This is a genomic window from Emticicia sp. (assembly GCF_043780375.1).
GTDB lineage: Bacteria > Bacteroidota > Bacteroidia > Cytophagales > Spirosomataceae > Emticicia.
In genome coordinates this window covers 1-21,217 of the sequence record NZ_JAYWCU010000022.1, presented here as the reverse complement: position 1 = coordinate 21,217, position 21,217 = coordinate 1, and the positions used below count along the sequence as shown (strand labels likewise).

The 21,217-nt window shown below is 35.4% G+C and carries 18 protein-coding genes and 1 pseudogene; 8 read left to right on the top strand and 11 right to left on the bottom strand.

Going from position 1 to position 21,217, the window contains the following annotated elements; translation table 11 throughout:
- Positions 1 to 123 precede the first annotated feature (123 nt).
- From ACH2CJ_RS01960 to pheS, 4 genes are all read right to left on the bottom strand, one after another.
- Positions 124 to 834 (bottom strand): hypothetical protein, encoded by a 711-nt coding sequence (locus ACH2CJ_RS01960; protein ID WP_394990394.1) that lies wholly within the window; start codon positions 832 to 834, stop codon positions 124 to 126.
- A gap of 28 nt (positions 835 to 862) precedes the next feature.
- Entirely contained in the window at positions 863 to 1,345 is a 483-nt protein-coding gene (locus ACH2CJ_RS01955; RefSeq protein ID WP_394990393.1) for a DM13 domain-containing protein, read from the bottom strand.
- Between the two features lie 111 nt (positions 1,346 to 1,456).
- The gene (locus ACH2CJ_RS01950; protein ID WP_394990392.1) at positions 1,457 to 2,134 is read right to left on the bottom strand and encodes a Crp/Fnr family transcriptional regulator; all 678 of its coding nucleotides are present in this window, start codon (positions 2,132 to 2,134) and stop codon (positions 1,457 to 1,459) included.
- 162 nt (positions 2,135 to 2,296) lie between these two features.
- Positions 2,297 to 3,325, bottom strand: a complete 1,029-nt coding sequence (pheS, locus tag ACH2CJ_RS01945) for a phenylalanine--tRNA ligase subunit alpha (RefSeq protein ID WP_394990391.1) — start codon at positions 3,323 to 3,325, stop codon at positions 2,297 to 2,299.
- A gap of 276 nt (positions 3,326 to 3,601) precedes the next feature.
- Between pheS and ACH2CJ_RS01940 the strand changes: the two genes are divergently transcribed.
- Positions 3,602 to 3,994: a LytR/AlgR family response regulator transcription factor gene (locus ACH2CJ_RS01940; RefSeq protein WP_394990390.1), complete on the top strand. Its 393-nt coding sequence runs from the start codon at positions 3,602 to 3,604 to the stop codon at positions 3,992 to 3,994.
- A gap of 182 nt (positions 3,995 to 4,176) precedes the next feature.
- Here ACH2CJ_RS01940 and ACH2CJ_RS01935 read toward each other — a convergent pair whose 3' ends face one another.
- Positions 4,177 to 4,953: a M15 family metallopeptidase gene (locus ACH2CJ_RS01935; protein ID WP_394990389.1), complete on the bottom strand. Its 777-nt coding sequence runs from the start codon at positions 4,951 to 4,953 to the stop codon at positions 4,177 to 4,179.
- A 108-nt stretch (positions 4,954 to 5,061) separates the two neighbouring features.
- On the opposite strand from ACH2CJ_RS01935, the gene ACH2CJ_RS01930 reads away from it, so the two are divergent.
- From ACH2CJ_RS01930 to ACH2CJ_RS01920, 3 genes are all read left to right on the top strand, one after another.
- On the top strand, positions 5,062 to 6,297 hold the full coding sequence (locus ACH2CJ_RS01930; RefSeq protein WP_394990388.1) for a nucleoside recognition domain-containing protein: 1,236 nt from the start codon (positions 5,062 to 5,064) through the stop codon (positions 6,295 to 6,297).
- Between the two features lie 109 nt (positions 6,298 to 6,406).
- On the top strand, positions 6,407 to 8,287 hold the full coding sequence (locus ACH2CJ_RS01925) for a 7TM-DISM domain-containing protein (protein WP_394990387.1): 1,881 nt from the start codon (positions 6,407 to 6,409) through the stop codon (positions 8,285 to 8,287).
- Entirely contained in the window at positions 8,287 to 8,931 is a 645-nt protein-coding gene (locus ACH2CJ_RS01920; RefSeq protein WP_394990386.1) for a response regulator, read from the top strand. Before ACH2CJ_RS01925 ends, ACH2CJ_RS01920 begins: the two co-directional genes overlap by 1 nt.
- Positions 8,932 to 9,510: 579 nt before the next feature.
- Here ACH2CJ_RS01920 and ACH2CJ_RS01915 read toward each other — a convergent pair.
- Genes ACH2CJ_RS01915 through ACH2CJ_RS01905 form a run of 3 tightly spaced genes read right to left on the bottom strand, consistent with a single transcriptional unit; the run spans position 9,511 to position 14,312 of the window.
- Positions 9,511 to 11,112, bottom strand: a complete 1,602-nt coding sequence (locus tag ACH2CJ_RS01915) for a carboxylesterase/lipase family protein (protein WP_394990385.1) — start codon at positions 11,110 to 11,112, stop codon at positions 9,511 to 9,513.
- A gap of 38 nt (positions 11,113 to 11,150) precedes the next feature.
- Positions 11,151 to 12,656, bottom strand: coding sequence for a nucleoside hydrolase-like domain-containing protein (locus tag ACH2CJ_RS01910; RefSeq protein ID WP_394990384.1), 1,506 nt, complete (start codon positions 12,654 to 12,656; stop codon positions 11,151 to 11,153).
- A 21-nt stretch (positions 12,657 to 12,677) separates the two neighbouring features.
- Positions 12,678 to 14,312, bottom strand: a complete 1,635-nt coding sequence (locus tag ACH2CJ_RS01905) for a carboxylesterase/lipase family protein (protein WP_394990383.1) — start codon at positions 14,310 to 14,312, stop codon at positions 12,678 to 12,680.
- A gap of 120 nt (positions 14,313 to 14,432) precedes the next feature.
- Between ACH2CJ_RS01905 and ACH2CJ_RS01900 the strand changes: the two genes are divergently transcribed.
- Entirely contained in the window at positions 14,433 to 15,134 is a 702-nt protein-coding gene (locus ACH2CJ_RS01900) for an NUDIX domain-containing protein (RefSeq protein ID WP_394990382.1), read from the top strand.
- Positions 15,135 to 15,180: 46 nt separating this feature from the next.
- On the opposite strand, the gene rodA is transcribed toward ACH2CJ_RS01900, so the two are convergent.
- Complete coding sequence (gene rodA / locus ACH2CJ_RS01895; RefSeq protein WP_394990381.1) at positions 15,181 to 16,458, bottom strand: rod shape-determining protein RodA; 1,278 nt, start codon at positions 16,456 to 16,458, stop codon at positions 15,181 to 15,183.
- A gap of 1 nt (position 16,459) precedes the next feature.
- Positions 16,460 to 18,439 carry a penicillin-binding transpeptidase domain-containing protein gene (locus ACH2CJ_RS01890; protein ID WP_394990380.1) on the bottom strand — a complete coding sequence of 660 codons (1,980 nt, stop codon included), beginning with the start codon at positions 18,437 to 18,439 and terminating at the stop codon, positions 16,460 to 16,462.
- Between the two features lie 277 nt (positions 18,440 to 18,716).
- Here ACH2CJ_RS01890 and tsaE point away from each other — a divergent pair, with 277 nt between their 5' ends.
- From tsaE to ACH2CJ_RS01875, 3 genes are all read left to right on the top strand, one after another.
- The gene (tsaE, locus tag ACH2CJ_RS01885) at positions 18,717 to 19,121 is read left to right on the top strand and encodes a tRNA (adenosine(37)-N6)-threonylcarbamoyltransferase complex ATPase subunit type 1 TsaE (protein ID WP_394990379.1); all 405 of its coding nucleotides are present in this window, start codon (positions 18,717 to 18,719) and stop codon (positions 19,119 to 19,121) included.
- 24 nt (positions 19,122 to 19,145) lie between these two features.
- Positions 19,146 to 20,363: an alanine dehydrogenase gene (locus tag ACH2CJ_RS01880; protein ID WP_394990378.1), complete on the top strand. Its 1,218-nt coding sequence runs from the start codon at positions 19,146 to 19,148 to the stop codon at positions 20,361 to 20,363.
- A gap of 79 nt (positions 20,364 to 20,442) precedes the next feature.
- Entirely contained in the window at positions 20,443 to 20,847 is a 405-nt protein-coding gene (locus ACH2CJ_RS01875; RefSeq protein ID WP_394990377.1) for a hypothetical protein, read from the top strand.
- Between the two features lie 64 nt (positions 20,848 to 20,911).
- Here ACH2CJ_RS01875 and ACH2CJ_RS01870 read toward each other — a convergent pair.
- Positions 20,912 to 21,217: pseudogene (locus ACH2CJ_RS01870) on the bottom strand (amidohydrolase); the annotation flags it as partial.

Genomic DNA, 21,217 nt, shown 5'->3' with positions numbered 1-21,217 from the left:
TTTATTTTAAATGTAATGGCTGCAGTAACTGGTTTCCAGTTTTGTGCTTCAGTTTTTAATGTTAAAAGACTGATAATGAGTAATATATAAATGAATGATTGACGTTTCATAGAAAAATTGAAATTAGAATTTATAAGAAATGGCAACCATTGGTAGGAGATTTTTTGTGCGAAACCTGTCATTTTCAAAGGTCAGAATTTTATCAGTTTTGTACTCAATAAACTGGAAACTTAGACCTGCTCGCAGACCGATTTTATCATTAACCCAATATCGGGCATAAAGTTCAGAATTGAGACTTCCTAAATCATTATCACTTACCAAAAGTAAATTGAAAGTAGTAGGCTTTGCCAACTGCGTACTTTTGTTAAGGCTTTTTGAATCGCTGGCGTAGAATGTGCCACTTTGTTTGCTTCCAAAACTCAAACCGATGGCATCAATGTTGAAACCAACTTCAAATTTCTTGCTAAAACTATACTGTAAATGAATCGGAATATTGATGTAGGCAGCACTAATTTTTGAGACTTTCAAGGTATCAAAATTGCTTAAAATATTTTCTGTAAAAAGCACTTGAGGACCTCTTTCGCCCGAAGTAAGCGTAGCTGGGGCAGTAATCAAGTCTCTTTTTCCTGACACAAAATAAGTAAAGCGAATGCCCGTTCCGATTTTGAATTTTCCACGTTTACCAAGTCCCCAATTATAATTGTATGATAATGCTGGAGAAAAGCCCCCGAAGGCTGCAATTGATAAGTCAATACTTTGTTGGTTTTTACTTTGTGCAAAACTTAGTTGATTGATAATCAACAATATAAATAATAAAAAAAATATTTTTTTCATGGATGTTATGAAGTAATAAGATGTAAAATTATTTTAATGACGCACTGCCAAATAGCACTGAAAATGCTTTACACCAAATGATGACCGTGCTTTGCTTTTTTAAATCTATGTTACTCGGAATGGGTAAAATATAGCTTCCGTTGATATTGACTTTATCGGTGATTTGGGTAAAATTGGTCAGAACTTTGTCTTCAGCCATATAGATTCTTAAATCTGGTCCTGCATCGGTTTTGAAGTTTACAAAAACAAGGCTACGGTTTTTGCTTTTGTCTTCATAAACTTTCACAGTACCACTCGTTGTATGAACACCGTTGACGAATGTACCTTCTAATATCAAAGTTTGATTTTGGAGGTCGGTTACACTAACTGTTGGGGAAGTTGGTGCTGGAGTTGTTGGGGTAGTTGTTTCTATACTTGGGGTAGTAGCTACTACCGATGGAACTCTAACTTTTTCTTTTTGGCAAGCCATCGTCCAAATGGCCAAAATTGAGATACTAATAAGTTTTTTCATAAGGCTTTTTGTTTTGTTAATACAAATGTAGAAAGCATATAAAAAAATAAATGTCGGCTGGATGACCAAAACCGACAGTTATAATATAAGTGTTTGATTATCAGTAAATTGTTAAGTCAAAGCAGCCATGTTTTTAATGATGATTTCGGTACGTGAGTATTCTAAAGTACCATTTTCTTTCAATTCGTTGAATAGCTGCGTAACCGTTTGACGAGTGCTACAAATCAAACTGGCAATGTCTTGGTGGGTAAGGTAATTTTTTATAACCACCTCATTTTGACTTACAACTCCTTCTTTTGAAGACCAATCTTTCAAGAAACCAATAAATCGAGAACGAACATCTTTAAAAACCAAGTTGGCATATTTGTTTTCCATGCGTTTGAGTCGCAGCCCAACCCATTTGGTATATTGCAAGGCAAGTAAGGGGTTGCGTTCAATCACTTTTTCAAAATCAACCATTCGGAAACTGCAACAAGTTACATAATCAGAAACAGCTACAGCATATTCGTCCAGATTTGAGTCGGCGAGAGTAAATTGTCCAAATAAATCGCCTTCTTGTAGAATATCCTTTACAATCTCATTGCCTTTTTGGTCAATTTCTACAATCTTGATTGTGCCACGTTTGAGAGTATAAACTCGACTCGTCTCATCGTGTGAAAAGTAGATAATTTCACCTTTTTTTGCAGTTTTGAAGTTAGTAATAAGACAAATTTCTTTGAGTTCGTCCGAACTCAGAACACTCATTAGTTTATGATTATGTAGGTGCCAATATTTAGTTTCGATGTTCATTTTCAATGAAATAGGTTTTCTTATATGAAAATACGTATAAAATAGCAAATAGGTTGAGAATGTTTTAATATGTTTGCTATTGACCCTAAGTAAACTAAAAGTTAAAGAACTATATATTGCCGCTTATACATTTATAAAATATTGTGTTCATTGATAATTGAATTAAAACTGTCTCAAAAATCTTACGTCATTTTCAAAGAAAACTCGTAAGTCGTTGATACCGTAGCGAAGCATTGTGATACGCTCAATACCCATTCCGAAGGCAAAACCCGTATATTCTTCTGAATCAATACCACTATTTTCTAAAACATTGGGGTCAACCATGCCCGAACCTGCGATTTCTACCCAACCCGAATGTTTACAAATATTACAGCCAGCACCCTTACAAATGAAGCAAGAAATATCAATTTCGGCACTTGGCTCGGTAAATGGAAAATAACTCGGACGCAGGCGAATCTTGGTGTCTTTTCCAAACATTTCTTTTGCAAAATGATAGAGCGTATCTTTCAAATCTTTGAAACTCACGTTTTTATCAACATAAAGCCCTTCAATTTGATGAAATTGGCAGTGAGCCCTCGCCGAAATTGCTTCGTTGCGATATACTCGCCCAATCATTAATGAGCGAATCGGTGGTTTTTTGCGTTCCATCAATCGAACCTGCACGTTTGAAGTATGTGTTCGAAGTAAAACATCATCTTTCTGAATATCTTTCTTTTCCACAAAAAACGTATCTTGCATTTCACGGGCAGGGTGGTCTTCAGGAAAATTCAATGCTGTAAAATTATACCAATCCGTTTCGATTTCAGGACCATCTTCGTGACTAAAACCCATACGTGCAAAAATCTCCAATACTCGCTGACGAGTAAGCGTAAGTGGGTGAATTGAACCTGCAAAATTGGGGGCAACCGGCATCGTCAGATCAAGTCCACCTTGGTTTGTTGATTCGTCGGCACCTTGTTCAATAGCTTCTGCAAAACTTTTTTGCTGTTGTTCTGCAAGGTTTTTTAGCTTGTTGAGCTCCTGTCCAACGGCTCGTTTTTGGTCATTGGCAACTGTTTTAAACTCCTCAAATAAGTCATTTAAAATTCCTTTTCGGCTAATATATTTTATCCGAAATTTATCTAAGTCATCTTTGTTGCTGACTACTACTGAGTTTATCTCCCCAAATAAAGATTGAATCTTGTCTAACACCTGCTTACCGTTTAATAAATTTTCGCACAAAGATATAAATATTGTCAGAATCTGCCATAATTTTACACATCAAATAGAAAAGAATATACCAAATCTACTGTAGATGTTGTTGGGTGTTTTTACGCATTTCATTAGGGGTTTTTACGTAGTATTGTTATGTTTTTAAGTGTAAGTTATTGATAGACAGTATTTTATGTATTTTGAGTAAATTAGGCATAATTTGCTTACTCATTTTTAAGGTTTAAGTTTGGAATACAAACAAATCCTTAAAAAACCATGAAACAATCAGTAATAACTCCCAGTAGTTCTGCTTTAGATTCTTTGGAATTGAAAAGTAGTGTTATAAAGTTAAACTATTCTAATCGTTTGATAACGATTCCAACTGATAAAATACTTCGCTTGGAAGGGGATTGTAATTACACAGTCGTTCATACCCAAAATAAAAAATATGTTTCTGCTCGAACCCTTAAATATTTTGAGGGTATTTTGGATAAAAATTATTTTGTGAGGGTACACAAATCTCATATAATAAATATGCTTCACATAAAAGATAATGGTGTTCAATTAAACAATAGTGAGATTAAGTTTGAGGAAGGAAAACTGATTGAAGTTTCTCGTCGTAAGTTGAAAGAAGTAGTGAAAAAATTTAGAAGCTATAATAAAGTTTAAAAAATATTTTGTTTAATAAGCATAAAAGAATTTGGTATTATATTTTTCATAATACTTTTTAGTGGTTAGGTGATGAATAAAGCAACCGTCTTTTGGATGGTTGCTTTTTACTTTTTTATAATTTCAAAATAAATTAAGCATTTTTTTTGAAATTTATGTAAAATTCAGAAACAACTAACCTATTAATCTATAATCTTATAAAGTGCTTTTGCCTGTATACGAGCCATTGCGTTGAAATGCCACCATTCGCTTTCAATTCGTTCATAACCTGCTTTTTCCATGGCATTTCTCAAAATCAAACGATTATTGAGCTGCTCTTGAGTTAATTTTTTATTTCTCAACATAAAAGCTTCCAAACGTGGATATGCCAAATCTCCAAAAAAATCATAACTTGTTCCCATTTCTAAAGGCTTTTTTTTTGCCAAATCATAAACTGTCAAATCTACAGCCGACCCAAAATTATGAATAGAACCATCTTTTGGATTTGCTACAAAGTCTTCTCGCTTTTTTGGTGGAATACTATCTAATAAATTCCAAAAAGTATGTTGAACAGTCAACGGACGAGCAGCGTCATAAACCAAAAGGCGATAATTAGGGTATTTTTCTTTCAAAAAATGATTTGCTTTTGCCAGCATTTGGGCAGGTTTTGTTTGCATATATGCCCGTGTGAGGTCGCCATAAACATCGGTATGCACAAAATTATCAGTGGTTGAATATTTCAATTCAACCATAATCGTAGAATCAAGAGTTTGAATGTCGACCAGTCCTTGCAAAATCATTCTCTGCTCAATTTCAGGAATAACAGGCTTTGAAGTAATTGTTGCCACTATATCTTTTTTGGTAATATTACTATCAACTTTTTGTGTAGTTTCAGCCTGTTTTTTTGTTAGGCAACTCAACACAAATGAGCAAGTAATTATTACATTAATTGTCAAGAAAATACTTGATTTTGACATCATTTTGGGTAATATTTTTTGGATTATAAAATCAAACTTCATTTAAAAAAAACGAAAAATCATACTTTCTTCTTAAATTAGCAACAAATCTAATCTTTACCAATCAAATTTATGGCATTAAACTACATTTGGGTAGCTTTTTTTCTGATAGCATTCGTTGTTGCATTGTTTAAACTCATTTTTACAGGCGATACCGAAATTTTTAAAATTATTGTCGAGGGAATGTTCGATTCCTCCAAAATGGCGGTCATGGATATTGCCTTGCCTTTGGCAGGTGTAATGACCTTCTTTTTGGGAATTTTAAAAGTTGGTGAAGAGGCAGGTGTTATCCGACGAATGGCAAAAATTATTGGCCCATTTTTTAGTAAATTGTTTCCCGAAGTGCCAAAAGACCACCCCGCAAATGGTCAAATGATTATGAATTTTTCGGCAAATATGCTCGGCCTCGACAATGCCGCTACGCCGTTCGGACTTAAAGCGATGCAAAGTTTACAAGAGTTAAATCCAAGTAAAGATACTGCTTCAAATGCCCAAATTATGTTTATGGTGCTGCACAGTGCGGGCCCAGTGCTAATTCCAATAAGTATTATGGCACAACGGGCTATTTATAATGCTGCAGACCCTGCTGATATTTTTATTCCTGCCCTTATTTCGGTTTATGTTGCCACACTTACAGGAATGTTGTTTGTGGGAATCAAACAACGCATCAACTTTTTTGATAAAACTTTACTTTCATGGCTTTTAGGACTGACAGGCTTTATCGGTTTCGTATTATGGTATTTTGCGGGATTACCCAAAGAGGAAATTGAGTCCACCTCAAAAGTAGCAAGCAATTTGATATTGATGGTGTTTATTGTGGGTTTTATTGGAGGGGCTGTTTATAAAAAAGTAGATGTTTTTCCTGCTTTTATTGAAGGTGCAAAAAGTGGCTTTGAAACTTCTATTAAAGTTATTCCTTATTTGGTTGGCTTATTGGTTGCCATTGGTGCTTTTCGAAATTCGGGAGCTTTGAATTACATTGTTGATGGGCTAAAATGGGTTTTTAGCTTGACAGGCATGAATACCGATTTTACAGATGCCCTGCCAACGGCACTTATGCATCCATTAAGTGGCAGTGGCTCACGAGCAATGATGATTGACTCAATGAAAACCTTTGGTGCTGATTCATTCGTAGGACGACTCTCGTGTGTGTTTCAGGCATGTTCCGATACTATTTTTTATATTTTAGCCTTGTATTTTGGTTCGGTAAATATTAAGAATACTCGTTATACGCTGGCAGCAGGTCTTTTAGCAGATTTGGCTGGCGTTATCACTGCGATTATTGTTTCATATATTTTCTTTCATTGAATTTTATAATATTGTTTATGGGGGATAGTATAAACTTTTATGGATATTTGTATATACAAGGATGAATTCCTTAGTTATGTTAAAAAAACTATCTTATATAATTATCTATATGTCAGGCTTTTGTCTTTTTGCACAAGACAAAAGTCAGGGTGTTGTTTTTAATTTTGATGGTACTTGGAAGCAGTTGGACACTCCCGAAGGCATTTATTATTTGCCAGAAGTGAACGAACAATTTACGGTTGAGAAATTAGCTTCCTTTCCGCAAGTATATAAATTTACAAAAGCTCTTGGCAGTGTTCCTACTTTTTGGGCAGAAGGGCACCCTTATTGGTTTAGATTTGAACTGAAAAACTCGACCAAGGTCATTCAAAATCTAATTATACATCTGCATGTATCCCTCTATGATGAAATCGTGTTTTATGTAGTTGATAAAAATCATGTAATTGATAGACAGTCTCTTACATGGAAAATACCTCAGCAGAAACGAGCTATCAAACACCGAGACTTTCTCTTCCCGGCAAACATTCAGCCTAATCATCAAGTATTCTGCTATTTAAAAGTTAGTAAAAGTTTTGGCTCAATATCGTTTCCTCTAACGATTTGGGAAAGAAATAATTTTGATTATTACTACCCAACCAATGACCATCATAATTGGGGTTTGATATCGGGTATTTTTGGCTTTGTGGTTTTTATTTCTTTTTTATTGGCTCTTATTTTCAAAGAAAAACTCTACGTTTATTATGGCATATATGTACTAACGGCACTCGGCTTTATCTATACTATGCAAGGTTATTTTATTCGCTTTTATGGAGATGGTTCATTGGGTATTGAAGGTGATAAGGTTCGATATGTTGCCACAATGCTGTTGATAATTGCAAATATACTTTTTGTAAAGAATTATCTTCGGTGGGATTTACTTAAAAATGCCCTGTTTCAATGGTACAGCAATTTCTTTATCATTGTTTTTTGTATATTAATCGTTTTCAGTTTCTTCGACCATTTAGGTTTAAAAGATTACATTTTCAATTTATATACGATTCCCATCACTTTTATGATAAGTTTGGGGTTTTGCATACCTCCTTTTTTTGTATTTGGTACTACTATTTATTGTGTCGTAGTAAATCATTATCGCAAAGACGCTACTTATTATTTATTAGCAAATTTGCCTGTTTTTTTAATAACTTTCTATGCAGGGCTAAGTATTTATGAATTTGTGCCGGGTAGCTTTTTGGTAGGTATTGATTATTTTGCAATGGCTTTTTTAGCTGAAATTTTAGCTTTAAGTGGTTTTTTAGCATATCGTGTCAAGCAAATGCAGGAGACCAGTAAGCAACTTTTGATAGAAAAAAACTTTGTTCTGCAACAACGAACACAAGCCGTACTTGAGGCCGAAGAGCGTGAGCGAATACGTATTGCAAGGGATTTGCACGATGGCATTGGGCAGATGTTGGCCGCTGCCCGTATGACGCTTGGCAATTATTTATCACAGAAAAAAATAGATGTTATTGAAATACAAAATTCACTTGATTTATTAGAAGATTGTATTCGTGAAGTACGAGAAATATCGCATAATATGATGCCTGGCACTCTTACCAAATTTGGTTTGTCGTCTGCTTTGAAACAATTTGTTAATAAAATCAATGCTTTAGGTACATTAAAAGTAGAACTGCAAGTTGTGGGTATTAAAGAACGACTTGATGAAAAGATTGAAATGATGCTTTACAGGATTGTTCAAGAAATAATTAGTAACATTATCCGCCACTCCGAAGCCACCAAAGTGAGCATTGAGTTAATCAAACATGACAACGAATTAATTTTGATGGTGGAAGACAATGGTAAGGGCTTTGACAGTGAAAACGTAGGAAATCAAGGCATTGGACTAAAAAACATTGCTACTCGTGTCGAATATCTAAATGGATATGTTAATTTTGATTCAACACTTGGGCACGGCACGAGTGTAGTTATAGAAATACCTTTGAGCCTAAACTAATGACTGTTAACAAACTTAAAATATTTATCGTTGATGACCACCAAATTTTGATTGATGGGATAGAATCTATGCTCAAGGGTATAGCCGAATTTGAAGTCGTAGGAAAAAGTTTGGATGGAAATTTAGCTTTAAATTTTCTAAGTGAAAACCAAGTTGATGTACTGCTTACTGACCTTTATATGCCCAAAATGACGGGTATTGAACTCACACATAAAGTTAAGAAAAGGTTTCCAAAAGTAAAAGTTTTAGCTTTGTCGGTTTCTTATGATGTATCAATTGTGCATGATTTAATGGATGCAGGAATTTCGGGTTTCATCATAAAAACTATTGGTCGGGATGAACTCATCGAAGCCATTCATGAAATAGCAAAAGGCAATATTTATTTTAGCCGCGAAGTATCAAACGAAATTCTTAGAAGCCTTTCTAATCGCACTGATGTTGAGGAAGAAAACTACCACCTAACCGACCGTGAATTAGAAATCGTGAAACTAATCGCCCAAGAGTTTTCTAATAGCGAAATTGCAAACAAGCTCTGCATATCCGAACGAACAGTTGAAACCCATCGAAAAAATATCTACCGAAAAACCAACACTAAGACCATTGTTGGTCTTATCAAATATGCTGTTGAGCGTAGATTAATCTAATTTATTTCTTTAATAAGTACAAATATGCGTACCAGCACGGATATGATTTTCATAAAAAATACCCAAACTGGGGTATTGTCCACCAAAATTAGTCTTCCGATATTTGTATCAGCAAAAGCGTAGTAATTATAGCCATGAAAATAATTACTTTCTACATTAAAAAAACAATATATTAGCTTAGTCAATGTGTAAGTTCTTTTTAAAATAAATTTTACGAGGCTTTCAACCTTTTTATGATATTTAGAATCATAGTATAAAAAGCAAGAAGACCATGAAAAAGATATTCTACGAACACTTTGATGAACTCTTGGTTGTATCAATTTTTATTGTGATAGTTGCAATCAATGCCTGTAAAGCATAAGATTAAAACCATCAGTTTCCCGAAAGGCAAATTGATGGTTTTAATAATCAACAGCAGTTTGACGAGAGCAAAAGCAAGAGCCATTTGATTCTTGCTTTTCTAGTTTTTAGATATTCCAGCACTTATTCCATACGATACGCATAACTCCAAAAACTAACAAAAAGCCATACATAATATTTTATGTATGGCTTTTGTTTTATCGGATTCATACATTGATATTATTTGACCAAATCAAATAAATCTTTATCTAATTGTGGTTTTACAGTGCAAGTATTATTGAAGTGCATCGTAGTCGTGTTTGTAGCATTATAAGTACCCCATTTTGGTAAATTTGCATGATTTGGATTACCAGTTTTAGCGAAATTTATCCAAGCTTGGCTCATTTTATCGGCAAGTATGTAAGCTTTTTTATTACCGCCAGTCATTTCTTCACATCGTGCAATGTTGTTAAATACAAATGGAATTTCCATACAGTGTACCGCCTTATATTTGCCATTCATTACAGGCGATTGCCAATCGAACAAGTACATATAAACAGCTGCTCCACCAGCTAAAGCAGATTTTTGATTTGCTTGAGCTACAGCTCCAGGTCTAAACGATAGGTCAATATCTAAAAGGTCAGAAGGTTTTGTATCGTTAGGATATGCTTTTTTTACTGCCGCTAAATAAGCATCCGCCTTGGTATTATATCTTTTTTTAATAATTTCGATGACTTGTTCTTGCGTGCTATTGAAAGTGGCGGCACCCATAAATGGCGTAAATTCATTTTTGGTTGTACCTACTAACAATGAGATGTTTTTAGAAAGTTCGAAGGCTTCATTTGAAAACAATTGATAAGGAAGCAATTCTCCATCATGACTTGGTCCCCAACTCAAGCCGAAACCAATAACAGGTTTCCCTTCGGCTTTCATTTTATCGGCTACTACTTTTAATGCTTTGGTACCAGCGGCACTCAGCTGAGCAAACGGAATTTTTTGAAGGCTATCAGCTTGATTTGCTTGTAAACCTAAAGCTTTCATTACTTCAGATGTAATTCGCTGCGTATCAGATTTTTCTAACATCGCTGTTCTGAAAGAACCACTTTCGTTAATCGCCTTATGGAAAAGTCCTTTTGCAGAGGGCATAGCCATTAAGGTATTAACTTTTGCACCTCCACCCGATTGTCCGAAAATAGTTATATTATTGGGGTCGCCTCCAAAGCTTTCAATATTTGTTTTTACCCATTCTAAGGCAACTTTCATATCAAGTATACTTAAGTTGGCTGAGTTTTTATATTTTTCACCATAAGCTGATAAATCCAAATAACCCAAAATATTTAATCGGTGGTTGATCGATACTACGACAATGTCTCCTTTTTTAGCCAAATTTTCGCCATCATAGGAAGGTAATTCCTGCGATGAACCAGCAGTAAATCCACCCCCATGAATCCAAAACATTACGGGGCGTTTTTTACCATCATTTATACTTGGTGTCCAAACATTGATACGCATACAGTCTTCATTTGTAAAACCCCAGTCGTGGTGAAATACAAATTCACCTTCATCTTGCACGCTTGTAGTTGCTTCCATCAAAGGAGCAACTGGCCCATAAGCCATTGAACTTCGCACACCAGCCCAAGATTTAGGTTTTTGAGGATTTTCAAAACGCTTGGCTTCGGCATAGGGAATACCTTTATAAGTATAAATTTTGTTATGAATATAGCCTCGAACCTTGCCCGATTCGGTGTTTGTAACGGCTATTTTTTCACCAGTTTGGATTTGTGCATAAGCAAAAAAACAACTGTGTAATACTAAAATGAGTGAAATGATATTTTTTTTCATTGTTTAAGTGAGAGTGTTGAATAATAAAATAAGCAAGTTTATTGGAAAGTAATAATTACCCGCTGATATCGAGTCAGTTTTGGAATTTTGTTATCGCTTACTTCCAAAACCAAATGAATCGTTTCATCTTTTTGAATATCATTTGGCATGGTGAATGAAGCCTTATTTTTATTGGAATTTATTATTTCAACTTTACCTTTATAAGTATCAACTTCTTGGTACTGCCACCAGCGGTAAGTAAGAATATCATTGTCGGGGTCGCTCGCTGTTCCACTCAAATTGATAGTGATGTTAGGTTTTGCATTTATTTTTTTGGCATGATTGAGCTTCACGATAGGAGGGTGGTTAGCATTTTTATAGTCGTTTACACACCAATCGGCACGAGCAGCAAAATCATTTTGGAGTGCTTCCAGCCAACGAATTTGAGGATAGGCCAAATCCATTTTTTGTGTAATCGGATTAAAATCTGCTACATCTTCTCCATCTTCCCAACGATTTGGATTAGTTTTAGACTGGCTCAGTCGACCTCCCCAGCCACCAAATTGAGGATTTTCGAGATTTTGTAATCCTACATCAATTAAGTGCAAAAAAGCAGGAGAATCTCCTTCCGAAATAAAGTCGTACTGACCGAAAGTACCCCATTGTGCATTTTGAAGTTTGGAAGAATCGCCGTGAATATGCTCATCGTCGCCCACTTGTTTTTGTCCATCTCCATAGCTATAATACATTTTGGTTAATGCTCCATGATTATTGATGATATTTTCGCCCATAAATTTCCCTTCCAAATAAGAATATAATTGTTTGGGAACTGCTTTCTTCCAATTATATGCTAAAGACCAAAACTGTTTAGAATTATACAAAACTTTAATATCCTTCCAGTTTGTAGAAATATATTTTCGGTAGGTCGCATCTTGGTCGAGAATTGCGAAAATAATAGCTTTGTTACACACTTTTTTGTAAACCAGCTTCCATTGAGGTGTGTTTTTATATTGGTCTTCAATAGATTTTAAGGCTCTTGCAATCGTATTTGTTCCACCCCAAACTTGCAAGTAAATAGGGTTAGGATTTTCATCAAGAAGCTTTGTTTTAATAAAATTTGAACCTTCGGTGTCGTGTTCCATTTCACCTTCAAAGGCAATATTTCCAACTTTTATCATGCTACGAAGTTTCTCAGCCGTTGGAAACCCCTTTGCATGTGTGGTTAGTTTTGGATATACTTTTTCGTAAGCATTAATCAAATCTTGCATCCAATTTACGCCTGGCCAGCGTAAATCTGCTTTTTCGCCATACATTTTCTTGGTCATTTCCATTTCAGAAACGATTTTTGTGCCTTTACCATCACCTTTATAATGCCACATTGAACTACTATAAATCAAGCCTTCGAGCTTGAATTCGTTGGCATAATGCAACATTCTGATAAATGAGTCAACGTCATCAATTTCGCCATCGGTTGTTACAATTGTGCGAGGCTTTTGATTGGTTTTTGGTTGACAAATAGCTGAAAAAGAAAAAAACAGTACTAAAATAAATAAGAAGTATTTCATTGTCAATAGATGCTAATTTGATTATTTATTTCCGTAAGCCTTATCCAAAAATAAATACCGAGCGTCGTTCATGGCTTTTTCAGTACGAGATTTTGTGTCAATAATCATTACAGAAGGGTTAGATTCGCTTGCTTTTGCTACCGTCCATTCTGGTAATTTATCTCCGTTTGGATTACCTGTTTTGATAAAATTGGCAAAATAACTAAGCATCGTTTCAGATACTCTGAAATCATCGGCTGTCCAAGCATATTCTTTAATTAAATGTAAATTACCCATGCAATATTCAATTTCGCAAGCATGCGGAGCTCCAACTGCTTCGGTAGCTTTTTGCGTGTTTCCTTCTTTTTTTACCGTTCCACCTGCCAAGCCAGATGCCAACGAATTATCAATTAATGCAGGGCGAAGTTTGCTATATAAATAGCGATAAACAGGTTGAGAGCTATTCTTAAGATGTAAATCAAACCATTTCCAAGTGCTGTATGAAATAAATCTATCAGCTGCCAATGCCGTTGCAGAAAGTTCAATTTCTTTCTCAGAACTATGAGGATATAGTTTTAAAACTTCTTCAAAATCGTTAGGGTATTCTTTTTTTACTCTTGCTAAATAATTTTCTTCTTTATATGGCTGTCCAAACATAAACGCTTGCCCAGGTATTTCGGCAGAATTCCAACCTAATAAAAGTGGAACTTGAGCTTGCTCTCTTGATGCAAAAATTTGTGGAAGGGTTTTAGGCAGAAAGTAATTATCTAATACTACAGGAAAGCCAAAACGTTTTGATTCGTTATAAATCTCATACACCTCTCTTGTTGATAAGGCACGTAATTGCTTCAAGGTTGGTACACCTGCATTTTTGGCAAAATCAGCACCTTGTTTTTCGGCTTCTGCCAAAGTAACAGGAGCCATTGTTGGTGTAATTCCCGCACCACTTTCGCCAATGGCACCCGCAATTAGGCCTTTTGCTAATGGTGATGCCATTTGATAGCTTACCGAAATCGAACCAGCCGACTCACCTGCAATAGTTACTTTCTTAGGGTCGCCACCAAAAGCCGCAATGTTTTTCTGAACCCACTTCAAGACTGCAACTTGATCAAGTAATCCATAATTTCCTGATGCTTTGTATTGTGCTTCCGCACTTAGTTCAGGATGAGCAAAATTTCCAAAAACATTCAAGCGGTAGTTGCACGTAATGGTTACAATACCTTTTTTTGCCATACTTTCTCCATCATATCTTGGTTCTGAGGCGTCGCCTGCTACATTACCTCCACCATAAAAATATACTAAGACTGGTAAATCTTTGGTATTACGCTTGGCAGGTGTCCATACATTGAGGTAAAGGCAATCTTCGCTCACGCCATTTGAGCGTGAATTCATATCGCCAAAAACAACTGTTTGCATGGGTCTTGGACCAAATTTTTTGGTTTCTTTTACTCCAGTCCAGTTTGTCAAAGGTTGAGGGGCTTTCCAACGTAAAGTTCCCACAGGTGGTTTGGCAAAAGGAACACCAAAATAAGTTTGAATCCCCGATTTAGTATCGTAATTCCCTTCAATAATACCGTTTTCGATTTTTGTTTGCACCGCAAATGAATTATTGTTTTGTGCATTTACCTCTACATAATAAAGCATAGTTAGGGCAAATAAATAGATGATTAGTTTCATTTTTTTAGATTAAATTACTTATTGTCGCAAATTGAGACAATAATAATTGGTTTTTTAAATTAATCCTATTTATTTTTGAAAAAGTTATATTCTCATCAGCATACGTGAACTACTATTTAAGTGAAAGAAACTACATTTTTACGTCATATAGCATACGATTCGGTTATTTTTGGTTTTTCGGGGGATAAACTCAAAATTCTTATTATTAAATATCATAATACGGGTTTGTTTGCTCTTCCGGGAGGATTCGTGCAACGAGATGAAAATTTGAATGATGCTGTGCGAAGAGGATTAAAAGAACGGACAGGATTGGATAATATTTATTTGGAGCAATTTTATACGTTTGGAGATGTGGCTCGATTTAGACCTGAAGTGATGCGGATGATTATTGAATCTAATAATTATTCTTTAGAGCAATACGAATGGATGTTAGATAGGTTTATTTCAATAGCGTATTATGCTCTAATAAACTATAATGATGTTGTACCGCAACCAGATGCTCTCTCTGATTCATGTGATTGGTATGCCATTGAAGATTTGCCAAATTTGATGCTTGACCATGCCGAAATAGTAAACAAAGCCTTACAAACATTACGAGATAATTTAGAGCGTAAATTAGTTGGTATGAATCTTTTACCTATGTTATTTACGATGAACGAATTGCAAAAAGTTTATGAAGCTATATTGGGAGAAAAACTTCATCGAGGTACTTTTCAACGTAAAATATTAAGTTTGAAAATCTTGAAACGTCACGAAAAGCAGTATTCGGGAGCGGCTCATAAAGCTCCTTTTTTGTATAGTTTCGACTCACTAAATAAGTAACTGATTATCACTTATTTAGAAAATCAAAGGTTGAGTGTAGTCGAAACTAAACCTTATAACTTCGATGAGCGTCTAATTTTAAAAAGATGAATAATAGGATTGTAAAAGACCAAAGTGATGAACCACCATAACTCAGAAAAGGAAGTGGGATACCGATAACTGGCATTAAACCAATGGTCATTCCGATATTAACCAATAAATGGAAAAACAAAATAGAAGCTACACAATAACCATAAATTCTGGAGAATTTACTTCGCTGTTTTTCTGCTAAATTAATGATTCTATTGAGTAAAACCGCAAAAACTAAAATCACTATCATACTTCCCAAAAACCCCCATTCTTCGCCAACAGTACAGAAAATAAAGTCAGTTGATTGCTCAGGAACAAAGTCAAACTTGGTTTGTGTACCCTGCAAATACCCTTTTCCTATAATTCCTCCAGAACTAATAGCAATTCTCGATTGTGTTTGGTTCCAACCAGCACCCAACGGGTCTGAATCTGGGTTAACTAATATCTGAATACGTTTTTGTTGGTGGGGTTTCAAAATATTTGTTGTGAAAAAACCAACGCCAAAAACAAAGGCTGATGATATAACAAATACTGCACCGAGCCTGATAAGATTTTGTTGGGTGCGGTCATAGCGTTTCAAGAAAAACTGCCAAAAAAGTCCACAAGCTACAGCAAGACCGACTATAACGTACAGTTTATCAAAAAATAATACCAGTACGAACAAAATTGCTAAAGCAATGCCTAATGCTGGATAAATTCCGGGCAAACCTTCTCTATAAAAAACGGCAATAAATGCAGCAAAAGTAAGAGCCGAGCCTGTTTCTTTTTGCATAATGATAATGATTGGTGGGATAAAAACCATTAATCCAGCAATAATAGCATCCTTAACTCTGGTGATATTAACATTTTGGCTACTCAAATAACGAGAAAGTGCCAAAGCTGTAAAAATCTTTGAAAATTCGGCAGGTTGAAGAGAAAACCCACCGCCCACTTTTATCCATGAACGAGAACCTTTTATTTCGGTTGCAATAAAAATAGTCACTATTAAGAGTGCAATAACTACTCCATAAAAAATATAGGCAAACGAATCATATATTTTGTAATCAACAAATAAAATAATAAGAATCAGAATAAATGATGTGCAAATAAAAAGCAATTGTTTTCCTGCATTATGCGATGTAGAAAGAATGGTAATAGGAGTTTCGGGGTTATAAATTGCCGCATAAATGTTTAGCCAACCAAAAGTAACCAACGCAGCATAGAGCCAAACGGTTGTCCAGTCAATACCTTCTCTAATATCAATGTCACGTGCCATACTATTTTGTTGAATTTGGGGTTATTTCTTTGGGTTTTATAAAAGCCGTTTTTTCAGGCTTTGGTGCTTCTTTTTTTGGTTTTATAGGAGTTTTTGGTGTGGTTTTAGTTGCAGGCATAGGTTTTTCGGTATTTATAGTACCTGCCCCTCCTGCCGCCATTGCTTCTACGGTTTTAATACTCAAATTTATCATTCGTTCTTTTATTGCGGTACGTTCAATCTTACGCTTAAGATATTTTTCAATCATCAAAGTAGCAATTGGTGCAGCAACCGAGCCTCCAAAACCTGCGTTTTGTACCATTACAGCAATCGCAATTTTAGGATTATAGCGAGGAGCAAAGGCAATAAAAATCGAATTATCTCGTCCTTTTTTGTTTTGAGATGTTCCTGTTTTTCCGCAAATAGCAATTCCTTCCACAATTCCTGCTCCACCACCTACTGTTCCACGCTCTACGGCATCTTGCATTCCACCAATAATTGCTTCATAATTTTGGGGATCAATAAAAGTTTTATGCACTTGCTTTAATTGTGGATTTACTCCTTTGCCATTCTGACCAAAACCTTTCACTAAATGAGGTGTAATCCAGTAGCCACGATTGGCAATTGTAGCTGCCAAGTTTGCCATTTTGAGCATATTGATTGAAACCTCACCTTCGCCAATGCTTAATGAATAAATGTTTGAAAATTTCCATTGAAATGCACCATAACGTTTGTCATAATATTTTACATTGGGTAGCAAACCTGATGATTCGGAAGGTAAATCAATGCCTAATTTTTGTCCATAACCAAATTTTTCAATCATATCATGCCATTTTGAAAGCATAATGGGAGCAGCTTTAAAAGGATTAGTTTCGGGAGTATTACCCATTATTTTACGAAAAACATTGTAAAAGTATGGATTACACGAAAAACGAACTGCATTATGAAGGTCATTTGGCGAACCAGGATGGTTGTGGCATTTTACAGGAGCTCCACCCAATGGAAAGGCTGTTGAAGGTTCGATTGCACCCAACTGCAAAGCTACCAATGCTTGAGCCAGTTTGAAAGTTGAACCTGGACGAAAAAAGCCCGTTGCTACACGGTCATTGAGTGGTTTATCAGGATTTCGGTAAAGTTCCTTGAAATATTTACTAAATTGTTTTCCTGAAAGAATATTTGGGTCGTAGTAAGGATAAGAGCCAATGGCTAATATCTCACCCGTTGTAGGTTCGATAGCTACAGCACAACCTGTTTTTCCTTGAAAAAGGCTATCTGCCAATTGTTGCACATCTAAATCAACGGTGGAAATAAGGTTTTTGCCAATCACCGCCAAGGTGTCATATTCACCATTGGCATAAGAGCCCTTGTCTTCACCATGAACATTCATCATAGTAAATTTTACGCCTCGCCTTCCTCTTAGCTCCGACTCATATTGTTTTTCCAAACCTGTAATGCCAATATAATCGCCACTTCGGTAATATTCTACCTCTTGGTCTTCGTAGGCTTTTTTGCTAATTTCACCAATGTATCCAAGTGCATTTGCCATAGTATGGGCAGGGTAGGTGCGAAAGAAGGAAAGCTCAAAAGTAAACCCAGGAAAACTAACCATGGCATCTGCCACACGAGCATAATCTTCTTTAGTTAATTGTCGTAAAAATATTGTTGCCCGATTACGTGAATAGGTTTTTGCCAAAGTCATTGTACTATCAAAATATCCTCTGGTGATATTGAACAAGCGGCAAAACATTGTAGTATCCATTGGTTTGACTTTGTAAGGTGTTACCTTCATGTCGTACACGTCTACATTTGCTACTAATAATTTGCCGTTTCGGTCATAGATTTGCCCACGAAGTGGAATTTGTACTTCTTTTTTGAGTGCACCCGTCGAACCAAGTGCATGATATTTGTCGTCAATTACTTGAAGATACAGCAATCTTATCAAGTAAATTCCACACACTAAAAAGAAAAAACTCAGAATAATTTGCTTTCTGTTTTGGAACATTACAATGGCTTATAAATGGGTGTTGTTAGTATTAAATTTTTTAGTCAAAAGTGTCCGCCAGCAATTACTTAGAAAGGGGGTGTTTGACCTATTGAAAGACTAATTGAGTGATTTTTTTCTTTCTGTCAACAAAGTTCTCGAAAAATCAACAGAAATTTGCATATATTGCTTAAGAAAATTTGTTTTTTTTATGAAAAGTAAATTTCAGAAATCAGATTGAAATTATTTTAAGTATTAATGCGATTTTTGCAGGAAAATTTCTGAGAATTTGATAGAAATGATTTATAAAATTGAAGATTTACAAGAAATCGCCAAGAAAGTTATTGCTTCAGCCCAAACCAAAACCATTTGGATTTTTGATGGCGAAATGGGAGCAGGAAAAACGACTTTGATAAAAGCGATTTGTAAAGAATTGGGCGTTTTGGCTACTGTGCAAAGTCCAACTTTTTCGATTGTAAATGAGTATATAACAGACAAAAGAAAAACTATTTATCATTTCGATTTTTACCGCCTAAAAAATGAAATCGAAGCCCTTGATTTTGGCGTAGAAGAATATTTTGATTCAGGAAATATTTGCTTATTAGAATGGGCAGATAAAATTGAATTACTTTTACCAGAAGATTGTTTTAAAATTAAAATAAGCCTAAATGAAGGTCTAACACGAAAAATTGAGTTAGATTAAATAATATAGTCGGCCCCCGAAATTATGACTGGACAATCTATTTCTGAATTAGCAAGGCAATCAGCACTTTACCCACAAGAATCTCCAGAAATGATTAAAAAAGGTAAGGAAAACCTTTTTATCGGACTTCCTTGTGAGGTTTCTCTGCAAGAAAATCGTATTGCTCTTACGCCCGAAGCTGTTGCTTTGTTGGTTAGAAATGGGCATGAGATTTTGATAGAAAAAAATGCTGGAGCTGGTGCTAAGTTTTCGGATAACGATTATAGTGAAGCAGGTGCAAGGATAGTTCAGAGTCCTAAAGAAGTTTTTGAAGCAGATTTGATTTTGAAAATTGAGCCTTTAGTTGAAAGTGAAATGACGTATTTGAAAGCTGGGCAGACGGTTATTTCGACGCTGAATATCCCTAATCTTGGCAGACCATATTTTGAGCAATTAAATCAAAAACGTGTCACAGGAATTGGCTTTGAGCTAATACAAGATAAAGTTGGAAATTTTCCAATCATCAGAACTATGAGCGAAATTGCTGGTAGCACGGTGATGCTCATTGCAGCCGAATATTTAAGCAGTGCTCATAATGGAAGAGGGATGATTTTGGGCGGAATTACAGGCGTTCCGCCAACAAAAATTGTGATTATTGGGGCAGGAACAGTAGGAGAGTATGCCGCCCGCACTGCACTTGGGCTTGGAGCAGAAATTAAAGTTTTTGACCAACATATTTATCGACTTCAACGCCTAAAATATGCGGTTGGGCAACATATTTATACCTCAATTATTGACTCTGAAACTTTGACTGATGCCATTATACGAGCCGATGTAGTGATAGGAGCAATGCGTGCTGACGATGGTGTTTCGTCAATGCTTGTGACCGAGGAAATGGTTTCAAAAATGAAGGCAAACTCAATTATTATTGATGTTTCGATTGACCAAGGTGGTTGTTTTGAAACCTCAGAAATGACTACACACAAGCATCCAACTTTTCAAAAATATGGCATAACACATTATTGTGTGCCAAATATCGCCTCACGTGTGGCACATACGGCAAGCATTGCATTGAGCAATGTTTTTACACCTTTTTTATTAAAAACTGGCAATATGGGAGGGATAGAAGAAATGATTTTTGCCAAACAATGGTTTACAAAAGGAGTTTATTGCTTTAAAGGAAGCCTAACTAATTTGGCAATCGCCCAGCGTTTCAATCTGCGTTACCGTGACTTAGGGTTATTGGTTGCCGCAAGAATGTAAATAATGTACAATTTCAATAAATATTTATCAGTGAGTTATTTATCAAGAATAAATAACTCAGCATTCAGCAATTAAAAAAATGACTTCTCATTCAAACGAAAATACGATTTTAGACGATGTAAATTCACCCGAACTTGACCGAAAAATAATGAGTCAAATTGCTGGGGATTTTATTAAAGTTTCTGACCATTTAAAAGAAGCGTCTTATCAAATCAGAAAACGTGGTTTTTCTGAAAACCCAGTTTTTGTAGTTGCTCGCACACAGGTTGAAGTCGGAAAAATGTTATTTACTCGACTCGATTTTGAAACACAATTCGACTATAAAGCGTCTTATTTGGATGAATTTGTGCAAAGAAAACTCGTCGGAGAAGAGTCTATTGAGCTTTTCAAAGAAAACTATAAAAATGCCGATGAGTATTGTTGTTTATTTGTAATTGAAGCCGAATTTGCTGGATTTGTTTTTATTCCTTTTCCAGAAGATTAATCTGTCAATAGACGATAGTCAATAGATTTTATTTGCTACTGGCTATCGTCTATGAAATATCGGCTTACTTTCCCAATCCTTTCACTTGGTCGTCTCTCAAAGTTGGATATTTGATACCTAATTGCTCCAAATACGTTTTGTACTTAGTTGAGTCATAATAATATTTACTCATTTCAGGACGGAAACGTTCCATTATTTCCTTATTTAATTGAATCGCTGGCTTATCGTCTTTCGAGATAAGAGGAGTGTATTTAATCTCTTTGGTTTGCTCTTTGTTATAATAATCCCAAGCATTTTTGATTATTTCGGGCTTTAAAAGCATATCTAAAAGCGTCAAAGCCTCAACTTTTGCCCCAGCCGTACAGCCTTT

Excerpts from the sequence above, each read along its gene's own strand:
- ACH2CJ_RS01880 (WP_394990378.1), top strand. The coding sequence starts at position 19,146 with ATGACTGGACAATCTATTTCTGAATTAGCAAGGCAATCAGCACTTTAC.
- tsaE (WP_394990379.1), top strand. The coding sequence starts at position 18,717 with ATGATTTATAAAATTGAAGATTTACAAGAAATCGCCAAGAAAGTTATT.
- ACH2CJ_RS01920 (WP_394990386.1), top strand. The coding sequence starts at position 8,287 with ATGACTGTTAACAAACTTAAAATATTTATCGTTGATGACCACCAAATT.
- ACH2CJ_RS01950 (WP_394990392.1), bottom strand. The coding sequence starts at position 2,134 with ATGAACATCGAAACTAAATATTGGCACCTACATAATCATAAACTAATG.
- ACH2CJ_RS01890 (WP_394990380.1), bottom strand. The coding sequence starts at position 18,439 with ATGTTCCAAAACAGAAAGCAAATTATTCTGAGTTTTTTCTTTTTAGTG.
- ACH2CJ_RS01910 (WP_394990384.1), bottom strand. The coding sequence starts at position 12,656 with ATGAAATACTTCTTATTTATTTTAGTACTGTTTTTTTCTTTTTCAGCT.
- ACH2CJ_RS01955 (WP_394990393.1), bottom strand. The coding sequence starts at position 1,345 with ATGAAAAAACTTATTAGTATCTCAATTTTGGCCATTTGGACGATGGCT.
- ACH2CJ_RS01930 (WP_394990388.1), top strand. The coding sequence starts at position 5,062 with ATGGCATTAAACTACATTTGGGTAGCTTTTTTTCTGATAGCATTCGTT.
- ACH2CJ_RS01960 (WP_394990394.1), bottom strand. The coding sequence starts at position 834 with ATGAAAAAAATATTTTTTTTATTATTTATATTGTTGATTATCAATCAA.
- ACH2CJ_RS01905 (WP_394990383.1), bottom strand. The coding sequence starts at position 14,312 with ATGAAACTAATCATCTATTTATTTGCCCTAACTATGCTTTATTATGTA.
- ACH2CJ_RS01935 (WP_394990389.1), bottom strand. The coding sequence starts at position 4,953 with ATGATGTCAAAATCAAGTATTTTCTTGACAATTAATGTAATAATTACT.
- ACH2CJ_RS01875 (WP_394990377.1), top strand. The coding sequence starts at position 20,443 with ATGACTTCTCATTCAAACGAAAATACGATTTTAGACGATGTAAATTCA.
- ACH2CJ_RS01925 (WP_394990387.1), top strand. The coding sequence starts at position 6,407 with ATGTCAGGCTTTTGTCTTTTTGCACAAGACAAAAGTCAGGGTGTTGTT.
- ACH2CJ_RS01915 (WP_394990385.1), bottom strand. The coding sequence starts at position 11,112 with ATGAAAAAAAATATCATTTCACTCATTTTAGTATTACACAGTTGTTTT.
- rodA (WP_394990381.1), bottom strand. The coding sequence starts at position 16,458 with ATGGCACGTGACATTGATATTAGAGAAGGTATTGACTGGACAACCGTT.
- ACH2CJ_RS01940 (WP_394990390.1), top strand. The coding sequence starts at position 3,602 with ATGAAACAATCAGTAATAACTCCCAGTAGTTCTGCTTTAGATTCTTTG.